This is a genomic window from Candidatus Eremiobacteraceae bacterium, assembly GCA_035295225.1.
Lineage (GTDB): Bacteria > Vulcanimicrobiota > Vulcanimicrobiia > Eremiobacterales > Eremiobacteraceae > JABCYQ01.
Genome location: DATGJI010000023.1, coordinates 118297 through 140201 on the forward strand (window position 1 = coordinate 118297; position 21905 = coordinate 140201).

At 64.1% G+C, this 21905-nt stretch carries 22 protein-coding genes and 1 other RNA gene; 17 read left to right on the forward strand and 6 right to left on the reverse strand.

Features of this window, described 5'->3' with window-relative positions; genetic code table 11:
* The first annotated feature begins 3 nt into the window (after positions 1-3).
* The 8 genes from VKT51_03575 (at position 4) to VKT51_03610 (ending at position 8703) form a co-directional block, all read left to right on the forward strand.
* Positions 4-888, forward strand: a complete 885-nt coding sequence (locus VKT51_03575; GenBank protein HLJ83244.1) for a glycosyltransferase — start codon at positions 4-6, stop codon at positions 886-888.
* A complete protein-coding gene (locus VKT51_03580) occupies positions 881-1942 on the forward strand; it encodes a hypothetical protein (protein HLJ83245.1) in 1062 nt (353 codons plus the stop codon). The genes VKT51_03575 and VKT51_03580 overlap by 8 nt, the downstream gene beginning before the upstream one ends.
* A 116-nt stretch (positions 1943-2058) precedes the next feature.
* A complete protein-coding gene (locus tag VKT51_03585) occupies positions 2059-3057 on the forward strand; it encodes a glycosyltransferase family 9 protein (GenBank protein ID HLJ83246.1) in 999 nt (332 codons plus the stop codon).
* Positions 3058-3099: 42 nt separating this feature from the next.
* Positions 3100-4014 carry a glycosyltransferase family 2 protein gene (locus VKT51_03590; GenBank protein ID HLJ83247.1) on the forward strand — a complete coding sequence of 305 codons (915 nt, stop codon included), beginning with the start codon at positions 3100-3102 and terminating at the stop codon, positions 4012-4014.
* Positions 4015-4068: 54 nt separating this feature from the next.
* Positions 4069-5058 (forward strand): glycosyltransferase family 9 protein, encoded by a 990-nt coding sequence (locus VKT51_03595; GenBank protein ID HLJ83248.1) that lies wholly within the window; start codon positions 4069-4071, stop codon positions 5056-5058.
* Positions 5059-5114: 56 nt separating this feature from the next.
* On the forward strand, positions 5115-6056 hold the full coding sequence (locus VKT51_03600; GenBank protein ID HLJ83249.1) for a glycosyltransferase: 942 nt from the start codon (positions 5115-5117) through the stop codon (positions 6054-6056).
* The gene (gene aspS / locus VKT51_03605) at positions 6053-7855 is read left to right on the forward strand and encodes an aspartate--tRNA ligase (GenBank protein HLJ83250.1); all 1803 of its coding nucleotides are present in this window, start codon (positions 6053-6055) and stop codon (positions 7853-7855) included. The genes VKT51_03600 and aspS overlap by 4 nt, the downstream gene beginning before the upstream one ends.
* Positions 7852-8703: a halocarboxylic acid dehydrogenase DehI family protein gene (locus VKT51_03610; protein HLJ83251.1), complete on the forward strand. Its 852-nt coding sequence runs from the start codon at positions 7852-7854 to the stop codon at positions 8701-8703. Before aspS ends, VKT51_03610 begins: the two co-directional genes overlap by 4 nt.
* 49 nt (positions 8704-8752) lie before the next feature.
* On the opposite strand, the gene VKT51_03615 is transcribed toward VKT51_03610, so the two are convergent.
* The 5 genes from VKT51_03615 to VKT51_03635 form a co-directional block, all read right to left on the reverse strand.
* On the reverse strand, positions 8753-9799 hold the full coding sequence (locus tag VKT51_03615) for a hypothetical protein (protein ID HLJ83252.1): 1047 nt from the start codon (positions 9797-9799) through the stop codon (positions 8753-8755).
* A 98-nt stretch (positions 9800-9897) separates the two neighbouring features.
* Entirely contained in the window at positions 9898-10944 is a 1047-nt protein-coding gene (locus tag VKT51_03620) for a peptidase C39 family protein (GenBank protein HLJ83253.1), read from the reverse strand.
* On the reverse strand, positions 10932-12605 hold the full coding sequence (locus VKT51_03625; GenBank protein HLJ83254.1) for a peptide ABC transporter substrate-binding protein: 1674 nt from the start codon (positions 12603-12605) through the stop codon (positions 10932-10934). Before VKT51_03625 ends, VKT51_03620 begins: the two co-directional genes overlap by 13 nt.
* Entirely contained in the window at positions 12548-13618 is a 1071-nt protein-coding gene (locus VKT51_03630; protein HLJ83255.1) for a DUF1611 domain-containing protein, read from the reverse strand. The genes VKT51_03625 and VKT51_03630 overlap by 58 nt, the downstream gene beginning before the upstream one ends.
* 8 nt (positions 13619-13626) lie before the next feature.
* Entirely contained in the window at positions 13627-14640 is a 1014-nt protein-coding gene (locus VKT51_03635; GenBank protein ID HLJ83256.1) for a dipeptide epimerase, read from the reverse strand.
* Between the two features lie 102 nt (positions 14641-14742).
* Between VKT51_03635 and ssrS the strand changes: the two genes are divergently transcribed.
* Positions 14743-14924, forward strand: a non-coding RNA gene (gene ssrS, locus VKT51_03640) — 6S RNA.
* A 221-nt stretch (positions 14925-15145) separates the two neighbouring features.
* Here ssrS and VKT51_03645 read toward each other — a convergent pair.
* Positions 15146-15889 carry a TIM barrel protein gene (locus tag VKT51_03645; GenBank protein ID HLJ83257.1) on the reverse strand — a complete coding sequence of 248 codons (744 nt, stop codon included), beginning with the start codon at positions 15887-15889 and terminating at the stop codon, positions 15146-15148.
* Between the two features lie 80 nt (positions 15890-15969).
* On the opposite strand from VKT51_03645, the gene VKT51_03650 reads away from it, so the two are divergent.
* From VKT51_03650 to VKT51_03685, 8 genes are read left to right on the forward strand one after another with little or no spacing between them, the layout of a single operon-like run.
* On the forward strand, positions 15970-16458 hold the full coding sequence (locus tag VKT51_03650) for a hypothetical protein (GenBank protein ID HLJ83258.1): 489 nt from the start codon (positions 15970-15972) through the stop codon (positions 16456-16458).
* Positions 16459-16470: 12 nt separating this feature from the next.
* Positions 16471-16953: a ribose 5-phosphate isomerase B gene (gene rpiB / locus VKT51_03655; GenBank protein HLJ83259.1), complete on the forward strand. Its 483-nt coding sequence runs from the start codon at positions 16471-16473 to the stop codon at positions 16951-16953.
* Positions 16950-18203: a serine hydroxymethyltransferase gene (gene glyA, locus VKT51_03660; protein ID HLJ83260.1), complete on the forward strand. Its 1254-nt coding sequence runs from the start codon at positions 16950-16952 to the stop codon at positions 18201-18203. The genes rpiB and glyA overlap by 4 nt, the downstream gene beginning before the upstream one ends.
* A 29-nt stretch (positions 18204-18232) precedes the next feature.
* Positions 18233-18919 (forward strand): uracil phosphoribosyltransferase, encoded by a 687-nt coding sequence (gene upp / locus VKT51_03665; GenBank protein HLJ83261.1) that lies wholly within the window; start codon positions 18233-18235, stop codon positions 18917-18919.
* A complete protein-coding gene (locus VKT51_03670) occupies positions 18916-19350 on the forward strand; it encodes a cytidine/deoxycytidylate deaminase family protein (protein ID HLJ83262.1) in 435 nt (144 codons plus the stop codon). Before upp ends, VKT51_03670 begins: the two co-directional genes overlap by 4 nt.
* On the forward strand, positions 19347-20513 hold the full coding sequence (locus VKT51_03675; GenBank protein HLJ83263.1) for an MraY family glycosyltransferase: 1167 nt from the start codon (positions 19347-19349) through the stop codon (positions 20511-20513). Before VKT51_03670 ends, VKT51_03675 begins: the two co-directional genes overlap by 4 nt.
* The gene (gene wecB, locus VKT51_03680) at positions 20510-21676 is read left to right on the forward strand and encodes a UDP-N-acetylglucosamine 2-epimerase (non-hydrolyzing) (GenBank protein HLJ83264.1); all 1167 of its coding nucleotides are present in this window, start codon (positions 20510-20512) and stop codon (positions 21674-21676) included. Before VKT51_03675 ends, wecB begins: the two co-directional genes overlap by 4 nt.
* Positions 21673-21867 carry an AtpZ/AtpI family protein gene (locus VKT51_03685; GenBank protein ID HLJ83265.1) on the forward strand — a complete coding sequence of 65 codons (195 nt, stop codon included), beginning with the start codon at positions 21673-21675 and terminating at the stop codon, positions 21865-21867. Before wecB ends, VKT51_03685 begins: the two co-directional genes overlap by 4 nt.
* Positions 21868-21905 lie beyond the last annotated feature (38 nt).

The following is a 21905-nucleotide window of genomic DNA, read 5'->3' on the forward strand; positions in this document are numbered from 1 at the left end:
CCCATGATCGAAGCGACCGTGATCGTTGCGACGCGGGATCGCGCCGGATTCCTGCGCGATTGCTTAGCGTCGCTTGCGCGCCAGACCGCGGCGGGCCGCTTCGAAGTGATCGTCGTGGACAACGGATCGTCGGATGAGACGCACGTGGTGGTCGCGCAAGCGAAAGAGGCGGCCGCGCTCTCGCTTCGCAGCATCGCGGTTCCGGAACCGAATCGCGCCCGCGCGCGCAACGCGGGTCTCGCGCAGGCACGCGGTGCGATCGCGATCTTCTGCGACGACGACACGATCGCGCCGCCCGGCTTCATCGCCGCACACCTTTCGGCTCACGCAGTCAGCGGCCGCGTCGTTTCCGGCCCGATCGTCAACGTCATCTCACCCGCCCATCTTGCTCCCGTTCGTCCGCGCCACTATTCCCGCGCATTCTTCTGCACGTGCAACGCGAGCGTCTCAACGGATGCGATCGAAGCGGTCGGGGGATTCGACGAAGGGTTCATGCTGTACGGCTGGGAGGACACCGAGGTCGGCGTGCGGCTGCGGAGTGCGAAGTTGACGCAATACTTCGCCTGGGATGCCGTCATCTATCACGTGAAGCCGCCGGAGACCACGACGCTCGAGCGCTTGACCGCGCTGGCGCGCGAAAAGGGCGAGATGGCTGCCCGCTTCGTCAAGAAAAGTCCGACCGTAGCGGTGCGTCTTGCCACCGGCGCCTACATCGTCAATTTCGCGCGCGCGGCGTTGGTCAACGCTCCGCCGCTCCGTTCGCTCTACGCGAGCATCGCGCGCCGAGAGGGCACGGAATCGGCGACCGGCCGATTTGCGCGTGAAGCGCTGGTGGACGCGGCATACGTGGACGCATTGCGCGCAAATCTTCGACGCCGCGATGGCTGAGCCACGGCGCATCTTGCTCGTGCGCCTCGACGGCATCGGCGACGCGCTCGCCTGTATTCCGATGCTCGAAGGACTTCATCGCGCCCATCCGTCAGCCTCATTTGGGGCGGTCATGTCGAAGTTCAACTCTGGCATCCTCTCGCCAGCGCGGATCGTCACGTATGTCTATGACGGAGAAGACGACCTCTTGCATGTGACGGAAGAAGTGCGCAACGCCGGCTACGAGGCCGCAGTCGTCGCCACAGAGGAGGTAGCGGGTTACGAGATCGCGCGGTCGAGCGGTGCCCACATCCGGATCGGATTCTGGCATCGCTTCGAGAAGCCGTTCAAGTCGCTCTGGCAGCGCGCCCAGCTCACGCGCGCGGTCTACCGTCCGGCTGCCCGGATGCGCGCGCCGGCGCACGAGGCGGTCGCGATGTATTCATTGGCTCGAGCGCTTGGCGCAGCGCCAGAGCCGATCGCCGACGCCGCAGCTCTGCGCGCGTGGGTGAATGCCGACCCGGCCGGCGCGGTGCAAGAAGGCGAGATGACGCTTGGCGTTCAGATAGCATCGAAGCTCGCAACCGGCGGTTGGGGACCGGCTGCACTCGCCGCGCTCATCGATGCGGCCTTCGCAAACGCCGGCCTGACACGATGTGCGCTGCTCGCCTCCGAAGCAGATGCGCCGCTCGCGCGGGCCGTGCTTGACCACATGCCGCCGGCCCAGCTATCCAACGGTGCCGTTAGGCTGCGCGCTCCAAGCGATGTGCCGCGCTGGCTCGGCGCGATCGCATCGCTTGGCGCCCTGATCACGCCGGACACCGGCGCAGCGCACGCCGCCGGAATGCTGGGCGTTGCTGTTGTGGATCTCTTTGACAGCCAGGACTTCGCGGCGTTGTCGAACCGCTGGCGCCCCTGGGCCGCGCCTTCGCGGTGCCTTGCGAAATCGGAATGGCATCCGGGATTGGAGTCGCGCTTTGGCGCCGAGGTCGGATTGGCAGTCAAGAATTTGCTCGCCGGCCCGAAGGCGAACGCGAACTTGAAGGGGCCGACGTCAGCCGGCCCACGCGAATGACCGCGCGCCGGCCTAGTCACAATGTTGAAGGGGCCGTTGAAGGGGCAGACGTTAGTCGGCCCGCACGACTTCACGCTCACAAGCCTGAAGGGGCCGACGTTAGTCGGCCCGCGCGAGTGCTCGCCGTTTGCACGGGCGGCGGCGTCGGCGACCTCATCGCGGCGACGCCGGCGATGTCCGCGCTTGCTCGAACTTTTGGCGCGCCGTTGACGGTGCTCGCATCGCCGTACGCCGCGCCGTTTCTGCGCGGACATCCGGCCGTCGCCGTTATCATGTCCGACGATAACGCGACGCCGATTCGAGAGACGATCGAAGCGGTTCGCGCGCGAGAGTTCACACACGCGGTCGTCTTCTGGTCAACGCCGCGCGTCGCAGCCATCGTGCAGCGCGCGCGCATTCGGGTGCGCGTTGGACAATCGCGCCGGCTGTATTCTTGGCGCTACACCGTGCGCGTGCCCGTGCGCACCGAATCCGGCGACGTCTCGAGCCGCTGGTCAGATGTGCAGATGGACTACGCGCGCGCGCTGGGCGCCGTCGCTGAAGCGAGCGATTTCGTCATCAACATTCCGATCGACGCGGCGGACGAACGCGAAGCAGACGCTGTTCTTGCCGGAGCGGGTGTCGCGGACCGCTTCGTCGTCTTTCACGCGGTCCGCGGCATGCGTCTCGACGGCGTGCGATGGCCCGTACAATCCTTTGCGACGATCGGTGACGCGCTCGGCCGTGAATTCGACGCGCAGATCGTTCTGACGGGAACGACAGAAGAGCGCCCGGTGATCGATGAGATCGCTGCTCGCATCAGTGCGCCGCACGCAAGCATCGCCGGCTTGACTTCGCTCCGCGCGCTGGCCGCCGTTCTCGAACGCTCTGCCTTGGTGGTCGCATTGGATTCGGGTCCGATGCATATCGCCGCCGCAGTCGGCGCGCCCACGGTCGGAATTTTCGCGCTCAAGACCGATCTGCCGCGACGCTGGCAGCCGCTCGGTCCGCGCGTGGCGCTCGTCGAACCTTCGTATCCGTGTCCGGGCTGTCGAAAGGAGACGTGCCGAACATTCGATTGTTATGCCGCCCTGACGCCCGACGCCGTCGTCGCCGCAGCCAGGAGTCTTTTCTAGTCGGACAATGGATTCCGTGCGTGAAATGAAAAGCACGGCGCGATGCCGGCGACCGATGTGGCGAAGCCCAAGATCACGGTGCAGCTGTGCACGTATAACCGGCGCGCGCTGCTCGGCCGCGTGCTGCAAGCGCTGTTCACGCAAGATCTCGATCCCGAGGACTACGAGATCGTCCTGGTCGACGATGGTTCGACGGACGGCTCCTATGAGTCGGTCATCGAAAAACTCGCGCCGCCATGCGCGCTGCACGTCGTCCGGCAGCGCAACGCCGGCCTCGCTCGCGGTCGCAATGCCGGAATCGCGCGAGCGCGCGGCGCGGTGATCATGTTCATGGATGACGACGTGCTGGCCACGCCGGGATTGCTCTCGGCGCACGTCCGTTTTCACAAAGCACATCAGCGGGCGATCTGCCGCGGCGGCGTGATCAACGTGTCATCGTTCGACGATCTTCCGCCCGCCCGCTACTCATGGCGCAACTACTCCGGCGCGTACTTCTGGACCACAAATGTCTCCGCGCCGCTCGCGCTCGTGCGCGAAGCGGGAGCATTCGATGAGCGTTTTTCGGAATACGGCTGGGAGGATCTCGAGCTCGGCTTCCGTTTGCGAACGATGGGAGTTCCGTCCATTCTCGCGCGCGACGCGCTTGTCTATCATTATAAACCGCCGGCGCAGCCGCAGGCATTCGACGGCATGATCCGTCAGGCGCGCGCGCAAGCGCGCACTGCGCGGCTCTTCGCCGAGAAACATCCGCATTGGCGAGTGCGGGTCGCAACCGGGCAGACGGCGCCTCAGCTTTTTCTGAGCGGCCTCGCGCGGGCGTTCGGTTGGCCTGCGCTGCTGCGCAAACTATCGCGCGACCGCGATGCCCGAAATGCGAACGCCCTCCAGCGCTGGGCCGCGGCGCGTCTCGCGCGCGCCGCGTATTTCGATGAGTTGCGCCGCACGGAAATCCGGTAGTCGGGCGCCGATGCATTGACGGCCGTCGACACGAGCCATCCGCCGAGAAAGATATTGCTGATCCGCACGGATCGCGTAGGCGATCTCGTGCTCACGACTCCGGCGATCGCTTCGTTCCGGAGATCGTGGCCGAATGCGCGCATTGAAATACTCGCCAACGACTATAACGAACCGGTCGTCCGCAACTCGCCGGACATCGATGTCGTGCACGTTCTCGCCCGGTCGACCGATAGGGTCAAAGCGAGGCAGATCGCAGAGGCGCTTGGACGAAACGTCGATCTGGCGATCGCACTGTCGCCGCGCACGCAAGACTATCTCCTCGCCGCGTGGAGCCGCGCACCGCGTCGGCTCGGGTACGTCTACCGGCGCCGCTACCTCTCGCGCATCGCGGCCCGCTATTTGTTGACCGCGCACGCCATCTCCGATGCCGACCCCGATCTCGCCGATCGGCACCCCGAACGCCCCGTCGCGCATGAGGTCCGGCAGGTCCAGGCACTGGTCGTGCTCGCAGGCGGCAGCCAGATGTCCGACGCGCTCGTTCTGCGCACTGGTCCCGATGACGAAGCATTTGCGCGCGAACGCGTGCCGGCAGGTTCTATCGGCTTGAATCTCTCGCCGCGTTGGTTCAACGAGAACTTTGGAATCGCGCCGACGAAGCTGACGATCGAACGACTCGCCGCATTGGACGCTCCGCTCGTCGTCACATACGGCGACGACGTGCGCGACATCGCGAAGTCCCTCCAAACCGCGCTCGTGCTGCCGAATATCACGTGGATATGCGGCGCATCCGTCTTGGAATGGGCTGCGACGCTCGCCCGCTGTTCGGTCGTCGCAACAGTCGATACCGGTGCGACGCACGTCGCAGCGGCGATGGGCGTGCCGGTGGTGGTCGTCTTCGAACGCCGCTACTACACGCTCAGTTCCCAGGAATGGTCGCCGTGGCGGGTGCCCAGCGCCCTTCTGTGCAAACCTACGGATGGCGCGGATTGCACGACACTCGTCGACGACATCGTCGCCGCGGTCGATCGGCTGCGCAGGCGTTAACGCACGGCGCCGACTCATCAGCATCGCCCGACACAGGCTTCAAACCTTTACGCGATATGCAACTATCCGTCGTCATACCGACGTACAACCGCTTGGACTCACTGCGCGAAGTGCTGCCGACGCTGCTCGCGCAGACGGTGGACGCGCGCTCGTACGAGATCATCGTCGCTGATTCGCGCAGCGTCGACGGCACTGCGGAATACGTCCAATCGCTTGCACAAGATCTCGACGCCGGACGGCTCGTGTATCGCCCGGGTGCCTACTCGGGGCGCGCCGCGGCGCGCAATGCGGGCGTCGCAGCGGCAACGGCTCCGATCGTGCTGTTCACCGATTCCGATATTCTCGCGTCGCATGATCTCCTCGAGCGTCACCTGGCCGTTCATGAGTCGAGCGCGGCGGATGTCGCGGTCGTGGGCTGCGAACTGCAAGTGGCATCGCTCGACGATTACCGCGCGCAGCGTGACAATCCGGAACTGCGCAAACCGCTGCATCCGGCGCAGCGGACCAGAATCTCGTGGCTCTATTTTCTCACCGGCAACGCGTCCGTGCGCCGCGCCGATCTCGAAGCGGTCGGCGGATTCGACGAGAGTTTCACCGGCTACGGTCACGAGGATCTCGAGCTCGGGTACCGGCTTGAGAAACGCGGCGTCGAACTCCGCTACGAGGCGCGCGCGGTCAACTATCATTGGCATCCCGTGCCGTACGAGGAACAAGTCGGGCGGAGCGAACTCGCCGGCGTTTCAACCGTGCGCTTCTACCGCAAGCATCCGGACGTCGAAGTCATGGCGAAACTGGGAATGACGCCCATCTCGCTTGCGCTGCATTCGTTCCTTCGCGCCGCGACGCCGCTGCGCAACGCGATCGAACGCGCGGGCGCATCGCAACCCAGGCCTAAGAAGAACACCTGGCCATACATCGCGCGGCAGATCGCATATCAATATCACTACGTCAGCGGCGTGAAACGCGCGCTGCGCGACACCAACGGAGCGAAGACTTGACCGACGACGCAATGCTGCACACGACCTGCGGCGACCTTACGGCAGCCCACGACGGACGCACCGCGACCATCCAGGGCTGGGTCAACAGCGCGCGCGATCACGGCGATCTGATCTTCATCGACGTCCGCGATCGTTTCGGCGTGACGCAGACCGTCTTCGACCCGAGCGTCGCGCCGCAAGCGGCGGCGCTCGCGAAGACGCTCCGATCCGAGGACGTCGTGCGCGTCGAAGGGCGCGTGCGTCGCCGGCCGGCCGGGACGGAAAATCAGAAGATCGCCACAGGCGAGATCGAGCTCGCCGCCGCTCAAGCGCAAGTGCTCAACCGGTCGCTCACGCCGCCGTTTCCCATCCATAGCGACGGCGATGTGGACGAGACACTGCGGATGAAGTATCGCTATCTCGATTTGCGGCGCCCGCACATGCAGCGCAACATCGCCTTGCGTCATCGCGCCCTCAAAACCGTGCGCGATTTCTTGGACGAACGCGGTTTTCTCGAAATAGAGACGCCGATGCTCATCAAGCAGACGCCGGAAGGCGCGCGCGATTTTCTCGTTCCGAGCAGATTGCATCCGGGCGAGTTCTACGCACTGCCGCAATCGCCGCAATTGTTTAAGCAGATCCTCATGGTCGCAGGCTTCCACCGCTACTTCCAGATAGCGCGCTGCTTCCGCGACGAAGCGTCTCGGGCGGACCGGCAACCGGAGTTCACGCAGATCGATATCGAGATGGCGTTCCCGACGCAGGACCACGTGATCGATCTCGTCGAGGGCATGATGGCGCGCGTCTTCGACGAGACGCTCGGCGTGCAGATCGCGACGCCGTTTCCCCGCCTGACGTACGCCGACGCGATGGCAACATACGGCGTGGACAAACCGGATCTGCGTTTCGGCCTCGAACTAGCCGACTATGGCCACGCTTTCGAGGGAACCGAGTTCAAGATCTTCGCTGCGGCGTTGGCGGCCGGAAAGCGGATCATCGGATTCGTCGATCCCGGCGGCGCGGCGCGTTCGCGGCGCGAGTTCGACGCCCTCGTTGAAAGCGCGCTCGCGCTCGGCGCGAAGGGCTTGGCTTGGATCGCGTTCGCAGATGACGGTCCGCGCTCTTCGTTGCCCAAGAGCGCTTTGACCCCGCAGATGCTCGATGCGCTCACCCGCATCGGCAAGGCGAAGCCCGGCGACGCCGTGCTGCTCGTCGCCGACGACATGGTCGAAGCCCAAACCCATGCCGGACAGCTCCGTCTGCACGTCGCCGGCGCCAAGGGTTTGCGCGACCCGAAACGTTTCGAATTCTGCTGGGTGCTCGACTTTCCGCTGTTCGAACGGGATGCGGAGAGCGGCGCGATAACGTCCATGCACCACCCGTTCACCGCGCCGGCGCCGGGTTTCGAAGCACTCGAAGGCGATCCGCTCGCGATCCGCGCGCAGCACTACGACGTCGTGCTCAACGGATCGGAGATCGGAAGCGGATCGATCAGAATCCACGACCCCGAACTCCAACGCCGTGTTTTCCGGATCCTCGGCTACACCGACGAGCAAGTGCGTGACCGCTTCGGCTTTTTGCTCGACGCCTTCGCATACGGCGCGCCGCCGCACGGGGGCATCGCACCGGGCGTCGATCGGCTCATACAGATGATGGTCGGCGCGGAATCCATCCGCGAAGTCATCGCGTTCCCGAAGAATCAGCGCTTCCAAGATCTCATGATCGAGGCACCGGCGCCGGTGCCGCCGGAGCTTCTGCGCGAGCTGTCGCTGCGCGTCGATGCACCGCGGACAGATGCCGCGCCGCAGGCGAAAGCATGACGCTGCGCCTCGTACCCGAGTCGGAAGCCGAAGACGAACGCGCCGTCGAAGTCTATCGCGATCTCAAACATTCGCTGCGCGTCCCGATCGTCGCGAGTCTGTTTCAAGCCTACGCGGCGTGGCCGCGCTTTCTCGACGCAATGTGGCGCCGGCTGCGGCCAAGCCTTCTCGCGGCTTCATTCCTGAAGCGTTCGCAGACCATCGCCGATACTGCCGACAGCGCGATCTCCGAGTGGCCGGTGGCAGACCACTCGAGCGCGCTTTCGATCCGGCACAACGCTCGCGAGATCGCTCGCATGCGCGATCTCGTGGAACTCTTCCATCACCTCAATCCAAAGCTGCTGATCATCGCTTCTGCCGTGGATGGGGCTTTGACCGACGGCGTGATCGGCGGCCTGGGCAACACAGGGCCCCGACAGCCCGGCGCGTCGTACGACATCGGCTACGACCATCGAACGGTCTCCGTCGCGTTTGCGAACGAGCGCGAGTCGCCATTGCGCGTCCGCTCGATATTCGAAGACATGAAATCTGTCGCCGATCCGTTTGCGATCGACGCGGAGCACCGAGCGATCGCGACGTCACCGGACTGGCTTGAGATCTGGTGGCGAGATTGCAAACCGACGTATTCGGACCCGCGCAGGGCCTCGCTCAGAGATAAGCTGCGCGACGACGGTCGCGCCGCCGCACAGGAATTGCCGTACCGTCTCGCGCTCAGCGGCGAGCTGCTCTCGGACCTCGGCGTTCAAGGGGCCGAGCGCGAGCAGATCACTCAGACGAACCGTCTCTTCTGCGAGTCATTGCCCGGTCTGATCATCGACACAGCAATCGCGCGCAAAGGCCTCAGATAAATAAAAGGGCCGACTTCATGTCGGCCCTTCGTCGTTGGTTGTTGACCGATCAGCTGCCTGATTCGATCCCGATCTTGTTGGCGACTTGCTCGGTGAACCAGACCGTGCTATTCGGTCCGACACAGATCCGATTGAGGCCGCTCGAAGCCGTTGGCACGATGTATTCGTTGACGACACCCGCCGTCGTTATCGTGCCGATGCTGTTCGCGTTTACTTCGGTGAACCAGAGAAGATTTGAACCGGCGGGACCGGCTGTGATGCCGACCGGACCGGCGTTGAACGTCAGAAGGTTGAAGTTCGTCGCGACGCCCGCCGGCGTCACCCGCGCGATCTGTCCGACGCCCGTCTCAGCGACCCAGAGATTTCCGTCGGGTCCGGCGGCGATGCCGTCGGGCTGGCTATTCGGCAACGGCAGCGTGTACTCGGTGATCGTGCCGGTTGTCGTGATGCGGCCGACTTTGTTCGTGCCGTTCTCGGTGAACCAGAGCGCGCCGTCCGGACCGTTCGTGATGCTGCTCGGTCGGGCGTGCAGGCTGGGCAAGGTATATTCCGTTATCGTGCCCGACGGCGTGATAGAACCCACGCGATTGCCATCGAACTCGGTGAACCAGACGTTCCCGTCCGGACCGCCCGTGATGCCGATCGGATCTGACTGCAGATGCGGGAGCGGATACTCGGTGATGACGCCCGCCGTGGTGATCTTCCCGATCTTGTCGCCGATAGATTCGGCGAACCAGAGGTTGCCATCCGGGCCGACCGCGATCTGGCTCGGGTCCGAGTTGCGCGTGCTGATCACAAAGCGCGTGGCCTTATGCGTCGTGGCGTTGATCGTGACGATCGCGCTCTTGTGGTGCTGCGCATACCAGATGTTGCCGTCCGGGCCCATCACGATTCCGGCGGGCTGGCTGGTCTTCTGCGCGATCGCGAGCTCCGTGATCACCGACGTGAACGAGGGATTCGCGCCATGGGCGCCCGGGCGCGCGATGTAGCCGCTCGCACCGCCTTGCCCACCTGCAGGAAGGACCGATTTGCCCGAGCACGCAGCGAGTGCAAGCGCGGCGCACGCGACGGACACGATTCGCACTGTCGTCTTCATATGAATACTCACAAACTCCCAACTAAGATTCGTCTAGAGAAGAGGCTTTATAGTATCATCACGGCCTTGGCCGGCGGTAGGCAATTTAGGCCCTAACGTTAGTCCGATTCGGCCGACGATTGTGCGGCAGGCAGGCGGCCGCTCGGCGCGATCAGGTAGACGGCGCCATGCGATCCGCCTTGCCAAACTCGCTCGAACTGCTTGCGATCATAGATGCGTCGGATCGAACCGGCTTGCGCATACGGGTCGTTGACGATGACGTCGCCTCTGCTCGTGAATCCGCGCACCACGAGCAAGTGGCCTGCGGTTTTGGGGTACGGCGCGCCGTCGAGATCGCCCGGGCCTACGCGAATGCTCGCTACGACGGGCACGCCGTCAGCGATATATCGCTCCAAATCAGCCAGCGAGGGCAGTCTTGCCACCCAGCCTTCAAGTCCGTGCTGCGACGCGAACGCCACGTTGAACGGCCAATTGCCGCACCCGTCATAAGCCGGATCGTACGTGCCGGCCGCCGCATCGGCGACATCGACGTCCCAATCTGGGTTTCCGGATTTGCGCGCCCAGTACGCCATCACCATGGAGATGCTCGCCGGACTGCACCACGAATCGCCGCCGCCGCCATAGCGGCCGCCTTCGGAACCGATGCGTTGCGTCCGCTCGGGAACGGGCAAGTCCATGCCCCACGCCGTCGAACGCCGGGCATCGCCCTGTGAGACCGAACGATGCGTGTCCGTATCGGTGGTCACGGCGAGCAGCCGCAGGGACGGTGCCTCACCGCCGGGCGGTGAGTGCATGATGACGCGCAGCTGCACAGCGTTTGCAGTCTGCGCCAGCACGAGCGTGTCGGTATCCACTCTGCCATCGGCGTCGTGTTGACCGTTGCGCGAGCGCCGGTGGCCGCCGCTCAAGTCCGGGCTCCACTCGCCCATATCGAACCATGCCGTCCAACGCTGACCGATGCGCGCGCGCATGCCGACATCGACCCACCCCGCGGGCGGGGATTCGATATTCCACGAAGCGATCGCCGACGTGAACCCCGATGGCACCGCATGGACTGCGGATTCGTAATCACGGCGCACCGGTTCCGGGAAGCGAATCACGAATACCGCCGCGGCGAGCATGCAGGCTGCGGTCAGATCTGCCATTCCCAGGCGTTCCAATAGTCCGTGATCACAGGTGCGGGCTTGAAGTTCTTCAGATCGGAGTTGTATGCGATGACGTTCTGATCCCAGTAGATCAAGAGCATCGGCGTTTCATCGAGCAAGATCTTCCAGGCGGCCCGATAGTCCGCGCGCCGGCGCGCATGATCGTAGCTCACCTGCGCGTCCTTCAGATATGCGTCCACGACCGGGTTGCAATAGAAATTCGTGTTCGAGCCGTGGTGTGGAAAGTAATCGCATCCGATTCCTGCGAGGTCGTCGGGATCTGTGCCCTCGGTGTTCAGGATCAACGCCATGTCGTAGTGGCCGCCGTACAGCGGTCCATCCGGCGCGAACAGCACGGCGCCTTCGTAGTTCTTGGCATCGAGTTCGATGCCGACCGCCTTCAGCTCCGAGGCGATGAGCGCTTCTGCGTCTTGATTCAGCAGATTGCTCGTCGCTGTCGAAATCGTCAGCGCGAGCCGCACGCCGTTTTTTGCGCGCACGCCGTCGCTCCCGATCCGCCATCCATCTGCGTCCAACATGTGCGCGGCGGCCGCCGGATCGAACGGCGCCGGCTTGAGGTCGTTCGCGGCCCAGGAGAACGGCGGGATGTCGGTCACGGCGCGCACGCCCAACCCGCCGTAGACGGCTCGGATGAGCCGATCGACGTCGATCGCCCGCACGATCGCACGGCGCACGACGACATCTGCGAGCAAGGGACTCTTGCAGTCGAAATCGAGATGGCGGTAGTTCGCCTGTAGGACCGTGGAGACCCGGATGCCCGCGATCGTATTCAATTGCGGCACGAGTGATTTCGTAACGCCGTCCACCATATCGATGTCGTGCGATTTCAGCGCGGAGAACAGCGTGTTGACATTGGGGATGATCTCGATGTCGATGGTGTCGAGCTTCGGCTTGCCGCGCCAGTAGCGCGGGTTGGCGCCAAAGACGATATCCTGACCCGATATCCATTGTTTGAGCACGAACGGTCCGTCCCCGATCGGCGCGCGGTCGTATGCGATGTTGTTGAGCGTCGCGTATTTTTCCAAGAGATGTTTCGGCAGCGGCGTGAACGTGCCGGCCGAGAAGAGGTAGACCGCAGCCGCGAGCGGCTTCTTCAAGACGAAGGTCACCTGGTGCGCGTTATCGCGTTGGATGGCCTGGATCTGGTCGTATCCCTGCGTGTACACCACCGGATTACGGCCATCCACGATCGCATGCCACGTGAAGATCACGTCGTCGGCCGTCACCGGCGCGCCGTCCGACCAGACGACGCCTTGGCGCAGCTTGAATGTGATGCGCAAGCCGTCGCCGCTGATCAACCCGTTCGCTTGCGTCGGCACGACGGTGACAAGCGACGGAACCGGCCTTTCGTGGTCGTCGAAGCGGAAGAACGGTTCGAATAAGAGCGATGTGACGTCGTCCGCGGATTCCTGATTCGAGAACATGCGGATGAGCGAATTCGGTTCTTCCGCCTCGCTCAGGCGCAGCGTGCCGTGGATCGTCCAGGGATTGGCCGTGCGCGGCCCCACGCTTGCGGACGTCGTGCCGACCTTGCTGCACGAAACGAGCGCGACGGCCGCCGCGAGCAGCGCGATTCGGCGCATCACGATGCGCGCCGCCGCTTGACCGTCTCCTCTGCCGCGCGCGCGATCGCATGCCACAGCTTGTCGGCGCCATTGCGCACGACGTCGTCGGCCGGCAGACCCGTTTCGAGTTCAGCCGCGGCGATCGCCTCGCGCGCCTCCGGCTCGGCCAAACCGGCGGTGTTCAGCGCGATCGCCGCGCAACGCGCCCGCTTGACGCGCGCCAAGATCTGCTCGTGATCGCGGGCGAGGTCGCGCAACGACGGTATCGCAACGTCGAAGTCTTCGATCGTCTGCTGGCCCGCGCGGTGGCAGAGCACCAAAAGGTCAGGTGCGCTTCCGTACATGAGTCCGAGCGTAACGGGCCCATAGGCCGGGTGATGGATCGCGCCTTGACCTTCCACGAGCGTGATGTCGGTGCCGGGCGAGACGCCCGTGACCAACTGCTCCGCGGCGCCGGTGACGAAATCCGATATCACGCGATCGACCGAGATGCCCGAACCGGCGATCATGATGCCGGTTTGGCCGGTCGCCACGAATTCCGGTCGTGCGCCGGCCGCGCGTCCGGCCTGCTCGAGTTCCAGCATCACGGTCATCTTGCCGATCGCGCAATCGCTGCCCACCGCGAGCACGACGACCTGCGGAACGCTGTATGCCGCACCCGAGAATATCGGGATCGGCTCGGGCGGCCGGCGCACATCCCAGAATTGCGCACCGGTCCTCTTCGCGCGGCCCGAGAACTCCGGATCGTCGGCGAGGAATTCGTGCAGCCCGCTCACGATCTCCAAGCGCGCTTCGATGGCGTCGAGAACCCGCGGCCGGAATGCCGCCGGCAAGAAACCGCCGGCGTTCGCGACGCCGATGAGCAGTGATGTGGGAGAAAATGCAAGCGCCTCGGCCACGCTCGCGACGATCGGCGCGTCGCAGCGCACGTGCGGATGGAGCTCGTTCACGCGACGGCCGGCAGCGGTCGTGTCGATGACCGCGACCACGTCGTCTCGCCCGTAACGCATAACGCCGAACGCCGTCTTCGCATGACGATCGGCTATGAAACCCTCGGTGAGAACCGCGTAACGCCGGTGCGTCGGCATGGCTTGATTTACGCCGCTTTGCGCGGTCGCACCCCTAGCCCCGGCGCAGTGGGCAGACGCATTTGCCCGCCGTCGTAGAGCAAGCCGGCGTACGGATCGTCCGTGATGAGCAGCGGACCATCGAGGTCTGCGTAATCCACCATCGGCGATAGCTGCGCCGCCGCGGTGCACAATATCGACGACTCGATCATGCAGCCGAGCATGATCTTCATCCCCATAGCTCGCGCCGCGTGGATCATCCGGATGGCTTCGCGCATGCCGCCGCATTTCACAAGTTTGATGTTGATCGCATCGACGCAACCAAAAAGCGGCGCGAGATCATCAAGCGTAAGGCAATCCTCGTCCGCCATGATCGGCACGCCGGCATTTTCGCGCACGTATCGCAGCCCGGCGGGATTGCCGGCGGCGATGGGTTGCTCGCAGAATTCGAGATCGAAACGCCGGAGGTCACGCAAATGACTGACCGCTTCTTCAGGGGTCCACGCTTCGTTCGCATCCACACGGATGATGCCGCGATAGACGGAGCGCATGGCCTCAAGCGCCGCGATCTCATTGCCCGCGCCCACTTTGACTTTGAGGATGGGCATGTCGAGCGCTTCGCGCGTCTTGCTCAGCATTTTTTCCACGTCATCGATGCCGATCGTGAACGACGTCTGCAGCGCCTTCGCCGGATCCAAGCCGAGGAGACCGTACACGGGTATTCCAAGGCGCCTGCCGACCCAATCGTGCAGGGCGAGATCCAAGGCGCACATCGCGCCGCGTTGGTCAGATGGAAGTTTGCCCAGCACTTCGTCGATATGCCAGAGGTTCGCGCAAGTCAGGTCGAGTTGGCGCAGCTGGCGCTCGACAAGACCAGCATTTTCGCCATAGCGTTCTATCGGGGCGGATTCGCCGACCGCATCGATGCCGTCGGCGCTCAGGCGCAGAAGAAGCGTCTGCGCGACGTCTTCTGACGAGCGCGCGATCGTGAACGTGTGGCGCAAGTGCATGACCAGCGTTTCATATTGAAGCGTAGGCGTCATGCGCCCTGAGATTGGGGGGCGCCGCACCAACCTCCCTTCGCTTTTGTCAAGACTTGTTTTCGTTTATGCGGCGTGTTAGGGTGAAGCCCTAAAGCGCGGTTGCGCTCCCTGCGGTGTACGTCAGCCTGTCTCGTGTTTGAACCACAAACAACACGAGAGGGAGCCGAACTCCGGGCGTCTTGTGCAAGCCCTCCTCGAAGAGGGAAGCCTTCCGGCGCTTGGGTCAGCACCCACCTGCTAAAGCGGGTTCGATCTCCGGCAGGCAACGGCTCAATGGGGAGCTCGATCGCGAAGGAAGGGGCCGGCTTTATGCCGGCCCTTCTTATTTCACAATTTGTTTTTCGCGTCATAATCGCTTGCGGGGCGCCAAAAGCGGAACATCGCAAGCAGCGTGAGCCACGCAGCGATGTAACAGGCGTACCTGCCGGTATCACCATACTCTCCCGCATTCGCGTAGAAATAGAAAAAACCACAAATCCCGACCAGTACCACGACTAGGCGCACGTCACGGGACTGCGGCCTTTCCGTCGGGTTGTCTGCGCCACGCCGCGATGAGAGCTTCAAAACGACCGACGGCGAGCTGCTCGCCGACCAGCGCGATGAAACCTCGATAGCCTGAACTGCGAATCACATCGATTGACCGCCGGTCATCCGAACGCGCAGTCACGAGGACTGTTTCATCGAGGAGCGCGCGAAAATCGGTGCTCTTGTCGCCGGCCAAGTCCTCCGCACGCGTCGCGATGCGGAGCCATGCAGAGTCGCATTCTTTTTGCGCTCGTTTCATGTCGGCGGGCGACGCGACCAACGACCCTTCGTCCCCGCGTTCGAGTGCGAGCGTGATATTCGCGCGCTTGGCGTCGACGCACGCCGCCTTCAGACCGCGGATGAGCTCGCGCCAGGCGATACCTGGTGATCCGTCGGGTACGCCCGCGACCGAAAAACGCAACAGCGGTGAGCCCAGCTCGGCCGCATGACCGATCCACGGCAGAAAACCCGCCACGGACGCATCTATATCGGCGCCGCCAAGGGCTACGGGCGACCGTACGCCTGCGACGGTCAGGCATCGGTCCGCGCAGAGCTTCTTCAATTGCGCGAGATAGTCGCCGTCCGTGCGCGGAAAATACGCCCCGTCGAACTCGACGCCGTCGACATCGAGCTCGCTTGCGCAGACGTCGATCCACTCCAACTGCGTAAGCGCGCCATTGTCGAGCGCTCGGCCGAACGCCGCCGTGCTGCAGCAGAGCTTCATGCCCGCGCGTTCTGCGCGCTTGATGCGTTCTCCTAACGGCGTCGTAGGTCACGCGCTCGATGGATACGAACGGTCGGCCGATGACCGAGGGACGCGTTCGTCTACTTTTCGTTTGCAGCGGCAACATCTGCCGAAGCCCGCTTGCGCAGGTCATGGCGCACGCGGCATTGCGCGAAGCGGATGTCGACGCGGTGGTGGAGAGCTGCGGCACAGCCGCGATCGACGGTCTATCCGCCGAAGCCGGGGCGCGCCGGCAAGCGGAATCGATCGGACTGTCGCTGGACGCGCATCATGCGCAGCCGATGACGCGAGAATTGATCGCCAACTCGTCGCTGGTCGTCTGCGTCACCGATCGTCATCGCGATTATCTCCACCGTTTCTTCCCCGAAGCGAAAGCGAAGATCGTCAGCTTCGACAGCGTGACCGGCATGGGAGACATTCCGGACCCTTACGGTGGAACCGAGTCGGATTACCGTGACGTGCGCGAACAACTGGCGAAAGGCATGCCGAAAATCGTCGCCGCATTGACCGGTCAAAAAGGTCGCTCCCACAGACGCAAGCGAACGTAACGGCTCTGACTTATGAGCGCAAAACATCTCCGCATCGCCGTCGGCGCCGACCACGCGGGCTTTCTCTATAAGACGCAGATCGCCGCCGTGCTGCGCGAACTCGGACACGAAGTCGTGGACTTCGGCACGTACTCCACGGACCCGGTCGACTATCCGCCCATCGGGTTCAAGGTAGGTGAAGCTGTCGGGCGCGGCGAGTTCGACCGCGGCGTGCTCGTGTGCGGCTCGAGTCTCGGCATCGCGATCGCGGCGAACAAGGTGCATGGCGTTCGTGCCGTCTGCATCGCCGAACCGTACTCCGCACGCCTCAGCCGTCAGCACAACCATGCGAACATCATCTGCTTCGGCGAGCGTCTCACCGGTTGGGAGATGGTCGTGGAGTGTTTGCACGTCTGGCTCGATACGGAAGCCGAGGGCGGCAGGCACGAACGCCGAGTCAAAGAGCTCGATGACTACGACCAGACCGTCGCCGCCGCGCAGGGAGAAAACGCTTGAACGCGCGGCTGCTCGAGGCCGGAGTACTTGCTGCGCAAGATCCGGCGGTCTACGACGCCATCGCAAAAGAAGAAGAACGCCAGAGCAAAAATCTTGAGCTGATCGCATCCGAGAACTACGTCAGCGCCGCGGTTCGCGAAGCGGCAGCCTCCGTGCTGACGAACAAGTACGCCGAGGGCTATCCGGGCAAGCGGTACTACGGCGGCTGCGAATACGTGGACGTCATCGAGACGCTGGCCATGGAGCGCCTGAAGCAGCTCTTCGGCGTCGAATATGCCAACGTGCAGCCCCACTCGGGCGCGCAGGCCAACATGGCGGTCTACTTCTCTGCGCTGAAACCGGGCGACGTCATCATGGGCACGGCGCTCGACCATGGCGGCCACCTCACGCATGGCAGCAAAGTCAACTTCAGCGGCAAGTTGTATGACGTCGTGCCGTACATGGTGGACGCGAAGACCGAGCGGTTCGATTACGATTCGATACGCGCGATAGCGCGCGAGCGCAAGCCGAAGATGTTGGTGGCGGGCTGGAGCGCTTACTCACGGACCGTGGATTGGAAGGCGTTCGCCGATATCGCGCACGAGGTCGGCGCCCTGCTCTTCACCGACATCGCGCACGTCGCCGGACTTGTCTGCACCGGTTTGTATCCGTCTCCGGTCGGCCACGCCGACTACGTCACGACGACCACGCACAAGACGCTGCGCGGACCGCGCGGCGGTGTCGTCATGTGCAACGGAGAGCTCGGCAAAGGCATTTCAAAGACCACGTTCCCGGGCATTCAGGGCGGGCCGCTCATGCACATCATCGCGGCCAAAGCGGTCGCGTTCGCCGAAGCGTTGCGGCCCGAGTTCTCGGACTACGCGCGTCAAGTCGTCAGCAATGCGCGCACGCTGGCGGAAACGCTGCAAGCCGGCGGCGTACGCATCGTCACCGGTGGAACCGATAATCACCTGATGCTCGTGGATGTCTCGTCGCGCGGCTTGACCGGCAAGGATGTGGAAGTCTACCTTGATGAGATCGGGGTGACGGTCAATAAGAACACGATACCTTTCGATAAGAATCCGCCTTCGGTCGCGAGCGGCGTGCGCGTCGGCACGCCGGCTGTCACGACGCGCGGCATGAAAGAGGCGGAGATGCGCGAGATCGGTGCGATCATGATCGCCGCCATGGACGACATGAGCAGCCGGGCGCGCGTCGATGCGTTGCGTTCGCGCGTCTACGGACTGACGTCGCAATTCGGCGTGCCGTAAGGCACGAGCGGACGAGAGCAGCACACATCGTGGAGCCGCGCGAGTTCCCCAATCTCACGGTGCTGTCGCATCCGCTCGTGGACGACAAGCTGGGACGACTGCGCGACGCCGCCACATCGCATAAAGAATTCCGCGAGCTGTGCACGGAGCTCGCGACGCTGCTCGCCTATCCTGCGACGGAAGATCTTGAGACGCGGGAGACCCGCGTCGCCACACCGGTGGACTGGGCAGCGGCGAAATCGCTCGTGAGCGTTCCTTTGCTCGTGCCGATCCTGCGCGCCGGACTCGGTCTCGTGCCCGGCTTTCATGCGCTCCTGCCGCAAGCGCAAGTCGCGCACGTCGGCATGTATCGCGACCCGGATTCATTGCAGGCGGTCGCATACTACGCGAACCTGCCCGACGATCTTCGCGGCCGTCGCGCGTTTGTGCTCGACCCGATGCTTGCCACCGGCGGCTCGGCGGTCGCCACCATCGATCTCCTCGTCGATCGCGGCGCGCGCCCGACCGACATCGTGGTCATCACGTTGATCGCCGCGCCTGAAGGATGCGGCGTCGTCGCAGGCGCGCACCCAGAAGTCAAGGTCTTCACGTGCGCGCTCGATCGTCACCTCAACGCGCACGGTTACATCGTGCCGGGCTTGGGCGATGCGGGCGATCGGCTGTTCGGGCGGGGCGCCGGCCGCAAGCCGGAGACGCACGGCGGCCGAGCGACATGACGGCGGCCAGCGAACGGCCATCGTGGGACGCCTATTTCATGGCGATCGCCCACGCGGTGGCATCGCGCTCCACGTGTTCGCGTCGCTCCGTCGGCGCGATCATCGTGAAGGACAAGCGGATCCTCACGACCGGCTACAACGGAGCGCCCATCGGTTTGCGGCACTGCGATCACACCGACGGCGGTGACATGCTGCACGGCCACTGCGCGCGCTCCACGCACGCGGAGCAGAACGCGATCGTCCAAGCAAGCCGGCACGGCGTCGCGATCTCAGGCAGCACGCTCTATTGCACGGCGAGCGCATGCCTGACGTGCGCCAAACTGCTCGTGAACGGCGGCATCACGCGAATCGTCTACGATGATCCATACCCCGACGACTTGGCCGTCGCCATGTTCCGCGAGGCGCAGATACAAGTGGACCGCTTCTCGTGATCGTTCTGACGACGACAACGCTTGCCCCGGCCGTGACGACCACGCCTGTAGGGCGGACCTTTACGGTCCGCCCGGCCGACCTTAAAGGTCGGCCCCACATCGGCGCTGCCACCGTCCACCATGCAGCGCCGGGCATCCAGTCGCTCCCCGGCGACGTGAATATCGGCTGGCTGTGCGCGATAACGTTTGTGCTTGCTGCGATCGCGTGCGCCGTCGTCACGCCGCTCGTCCGGCGTATGGCGTTTCGCGTCGGCGTGTTCGATGAGCCCGACGGCGAACGCCGCGTGCATACCGAGCCGACGCCCAGGCTCGGCGGCATCGCGATCTTCTTGGGTTTCATGCTTGCGCTCTTCACCACGCTGAATTTCGCGCTGACGCATTCGTACGTCATCCATCATTATTTGGATACGCCCGATCTCGCGCATCTCATCGGCCTGCTGTTCGGCGGCACGTTGATGATGGGCGTCGGATTGTGGGATGACATCATGGCGATGCGTCCGCGGCGCAAGTTCCTCGCACAGTTCGTGGTCTCGCTCGTCACGATCGTCATGTACGGCTTCACGATCGATCAGATCAAAGTGCCGCATTTCGGTCTTGTGGACTTCGGATGGTTCGCCGTGCCGTTCTCGATCTTCTGGTACATGGGCATGGTGAACGCGATCAATTTCCTCGACGGCTTGGACGGCCTCGTGGCCGGCGTCACGCTGATCTCTTCGATAACGATGCTCATCGTCTCGGTCTGGAAGGGCCAGTATCTCGTCGCGATCACGATGGCGGCGCTCGCCGGCTCCGCCGCCGGATTTCTGCCGTTCAACTATAATCCGGCGCGCATCTTCATGGGCGATGGCGGATCGCTCTTCATCGGATTCGTCCTCGCCAGCGCCGCAGTCGAAGGACGCGCGAAAGGTGCGATCGCTATCTCACTCGTTCTGCCGTTCCTCATCATCTTGGCGTTCCCGATCCTCGACACGGCGAACGTCATCGTCAAACGGCTGCGCGCCGGCACGCCGCTCTTCGCCGCAGATCGCAGCCACACACACCACCGGCTGCTCGATCTCGGTCTATCCCAGCGGGCTGCCGTCAACGTCATCTATGCGGTGTGCGGGGCGCTCTGCGCGATCGTGCTCGTTCTCGCCCGACCAGGTGGCCCGCACCTGTTTTGAATCAAAAACTGCGCGTCTGCGTCGTGTTCGGCACGCGCCCCGATGCCGTGAAGATGGCGCCTGTCGTTCACCGTCTTTCCGCGGATCCAGGCATCACGTGCATCACGGTCGCTACCGCGCAGCATCGCGAGATGCTCGATGAAGTACTGGGGCTGTTCGGCGTCACGCCCGAGTACGATCTCGCGGTGATGACGGAAGGCCAGACGCTCACGGACGTCACGACACGCGTGCTCGAGCGGATGGGAAGCGTGCTTGACGACGCGCGGCCCGACGTCGTCCTCGTGCACGGCGACACGACAACGTCGACCGCCTCCGCGCTGGCAGCATATTATAAGAAGATTCCGGTCGGTCACGTCGAGGCTGGACTGCGCACGGACACGATCTACGAGCCGTTCCCCGAAGAGATGAACCGTCGCCTGACCGGTGTGATCGCGACGCATCATTTCGCGCCGACACCCACTGCGAAAGCAAACCTGCTGGCGGAAGGCAAGGCGCGTTCGTCCATCGTCGTCACCGGCAACACGGTGATCGACGCGTTTCTCTGGGTTCACGCGCGATTGCAGCCAGGCGATGCGCCGGACATTCCGACAAGGCGCCTGCTTTTCGTCGAAGCGCATCGCCGCGAAAACCTCGGTGCTCCGATGGAGGCGATCTGCCGGGCGCTCAAGACGGTGGTCGAAGCGCACGACGACCTCACGCTGCTCTGGCCCGTGCATCCGAATCCCGCAGTCGTGGAAGTCGTGCGCAGGACGCTCGACTGCGTGCCGCGCGTCCGGCTCGTCCAGCCGATGTCGTATCGCGCGCTCGTTGCCGCGATCGGCCGATCGACGATCATCGCGACCGATTCCGGCGGGCTTCAAGAGGAAGCGCCGTGTCTCGGCCGGCCGGTCGTCGTGTTGCGCCGCGTCACGGAGCGGCCGGAAGGGGTCGCAGCCGGCACGCTGCGACTTGTTGGAACCGACGAAGCGCTCGTGACGAAGACGCTCAACGACTTGCTTGACGATCGCGCGGCGTACGATGCGATGGCCAGAGCGAGCAATCCGTACGGCGACGGAAAGGCCGCCGATCGGATCGCGCGCGCGCTGCTCGCGCACTATCGCGGCGGTGAACCGGCGCCGGAGTTCGATCCGTCGCTTCCGCCGACACTGCCCAACGCGCGGTGAATCCGAAGGCCTCGAGCTATCTTCAGCTCGCCGGCGCCGGGAGCAGTATCGTCGGCACGCTTGTCGTCGGTCTCTTGCTCGGACTGGCGGCGGCGAGATACCTGCACTGGGAATGGGCGGCGCCGGTCGGATTGATTCTCGGTTTCGTCGCCGGCATCGTGTCAGCGTACCGGCGCTTCACATCTTCATAGCCGGCGGACCATAAAGGTCCGCCCTACACCGCACGCTC

Bases quoted from the DNA above. Each gene is read 5' to 3' on its own strand.
- VKT51_03610 (HLJ83251.1), top strand. From the start codon at position 7,852: ATGACGCTGCGCCTCGTACCCGAGTCGGAAGCCGAAGACGAACGCGCC.
- VKT51_03650 (HLJ83258.1), top strand. From the start codon at position 15,970: ATGACCGAGGGACGCGTTCGTCTACTTTTCGTTTGCAGCGGCAACATC.
- VKT51_03630 (HLJ83255.1), bottom strand. From the start codon at position 13,618: ATGCCGACGCACCGGCGTTACGCGGTTCTCACCGAGGGTTTCATAGCC.
- VKT51_03635 (HLJ83256.1), bottom strand. From the start codon at position 14,640: ATGACGCCTACGCTTCAATATGAAACGCTGGTCATGCACTTGCGCCAC.
- VKT51_03615 (HLJ83252.1), bottom strand. From the start codon at position 9,799: ATGAAGACGACAGTGCGAATCGTGTCCGTCGCGTGCGCCGCGCTTGCA.
- VKT51_03645 (HLJ83257.1), bottom strand. From the start codon at position 15,889: ATGAAGCTCTGCTGCAGCACGGCGGCGTTCGGCCGAGCGCTCGACAAT.
- VKT51_03670 (HLJ83262.1), top strand. From the start codon at position 18,916: ATGACGGCGGCCAGCGAACGGCCATCGTGGGACGCCTATTTCATGGCG.
- VKT51_03620 (HLJ83253.1), bottom strand. From the start codon at position 10,944: ATGGCAGATCTGACCGCAGCCTGCATGCTCGCCGCGGCGGTATTCGTG.
- rpiB (HLJ83259.1), top strand. From the start codon at position 16,471: ATGAGCGCAAAACATCTCCGCATCGCCGTCGGCGCCGACCACGCGGGC.
- VKT51_03590 (HLJ83247.1), top strand. From the start codon at position 3,100: ATGCCGGCGACCGATGTGGCGAAGCCCAAGATCACGGTGCAGCTGTGC.
- VKT51_03600 (HLJ83249.1), top strand. From the start codon at position 5,115: ATGCAACTATCCGTCGTCATACCGACGTACAACCGCTTGGACTCACTG.
- VKT51_03575 (HLJ83244.1), top strand. From the start codon at position 4: ATGATCGAAGCGACCGTGATCGTTGCGACGCGGGATCGCGCCGGATTC.
- VKT51_03580 (HLJ83245.1), top strand. From the start codon at position 881: ATGGCTGAGCCACGGCGCATCTTGCTCGTGCGCCTCGACGGCATCGGC.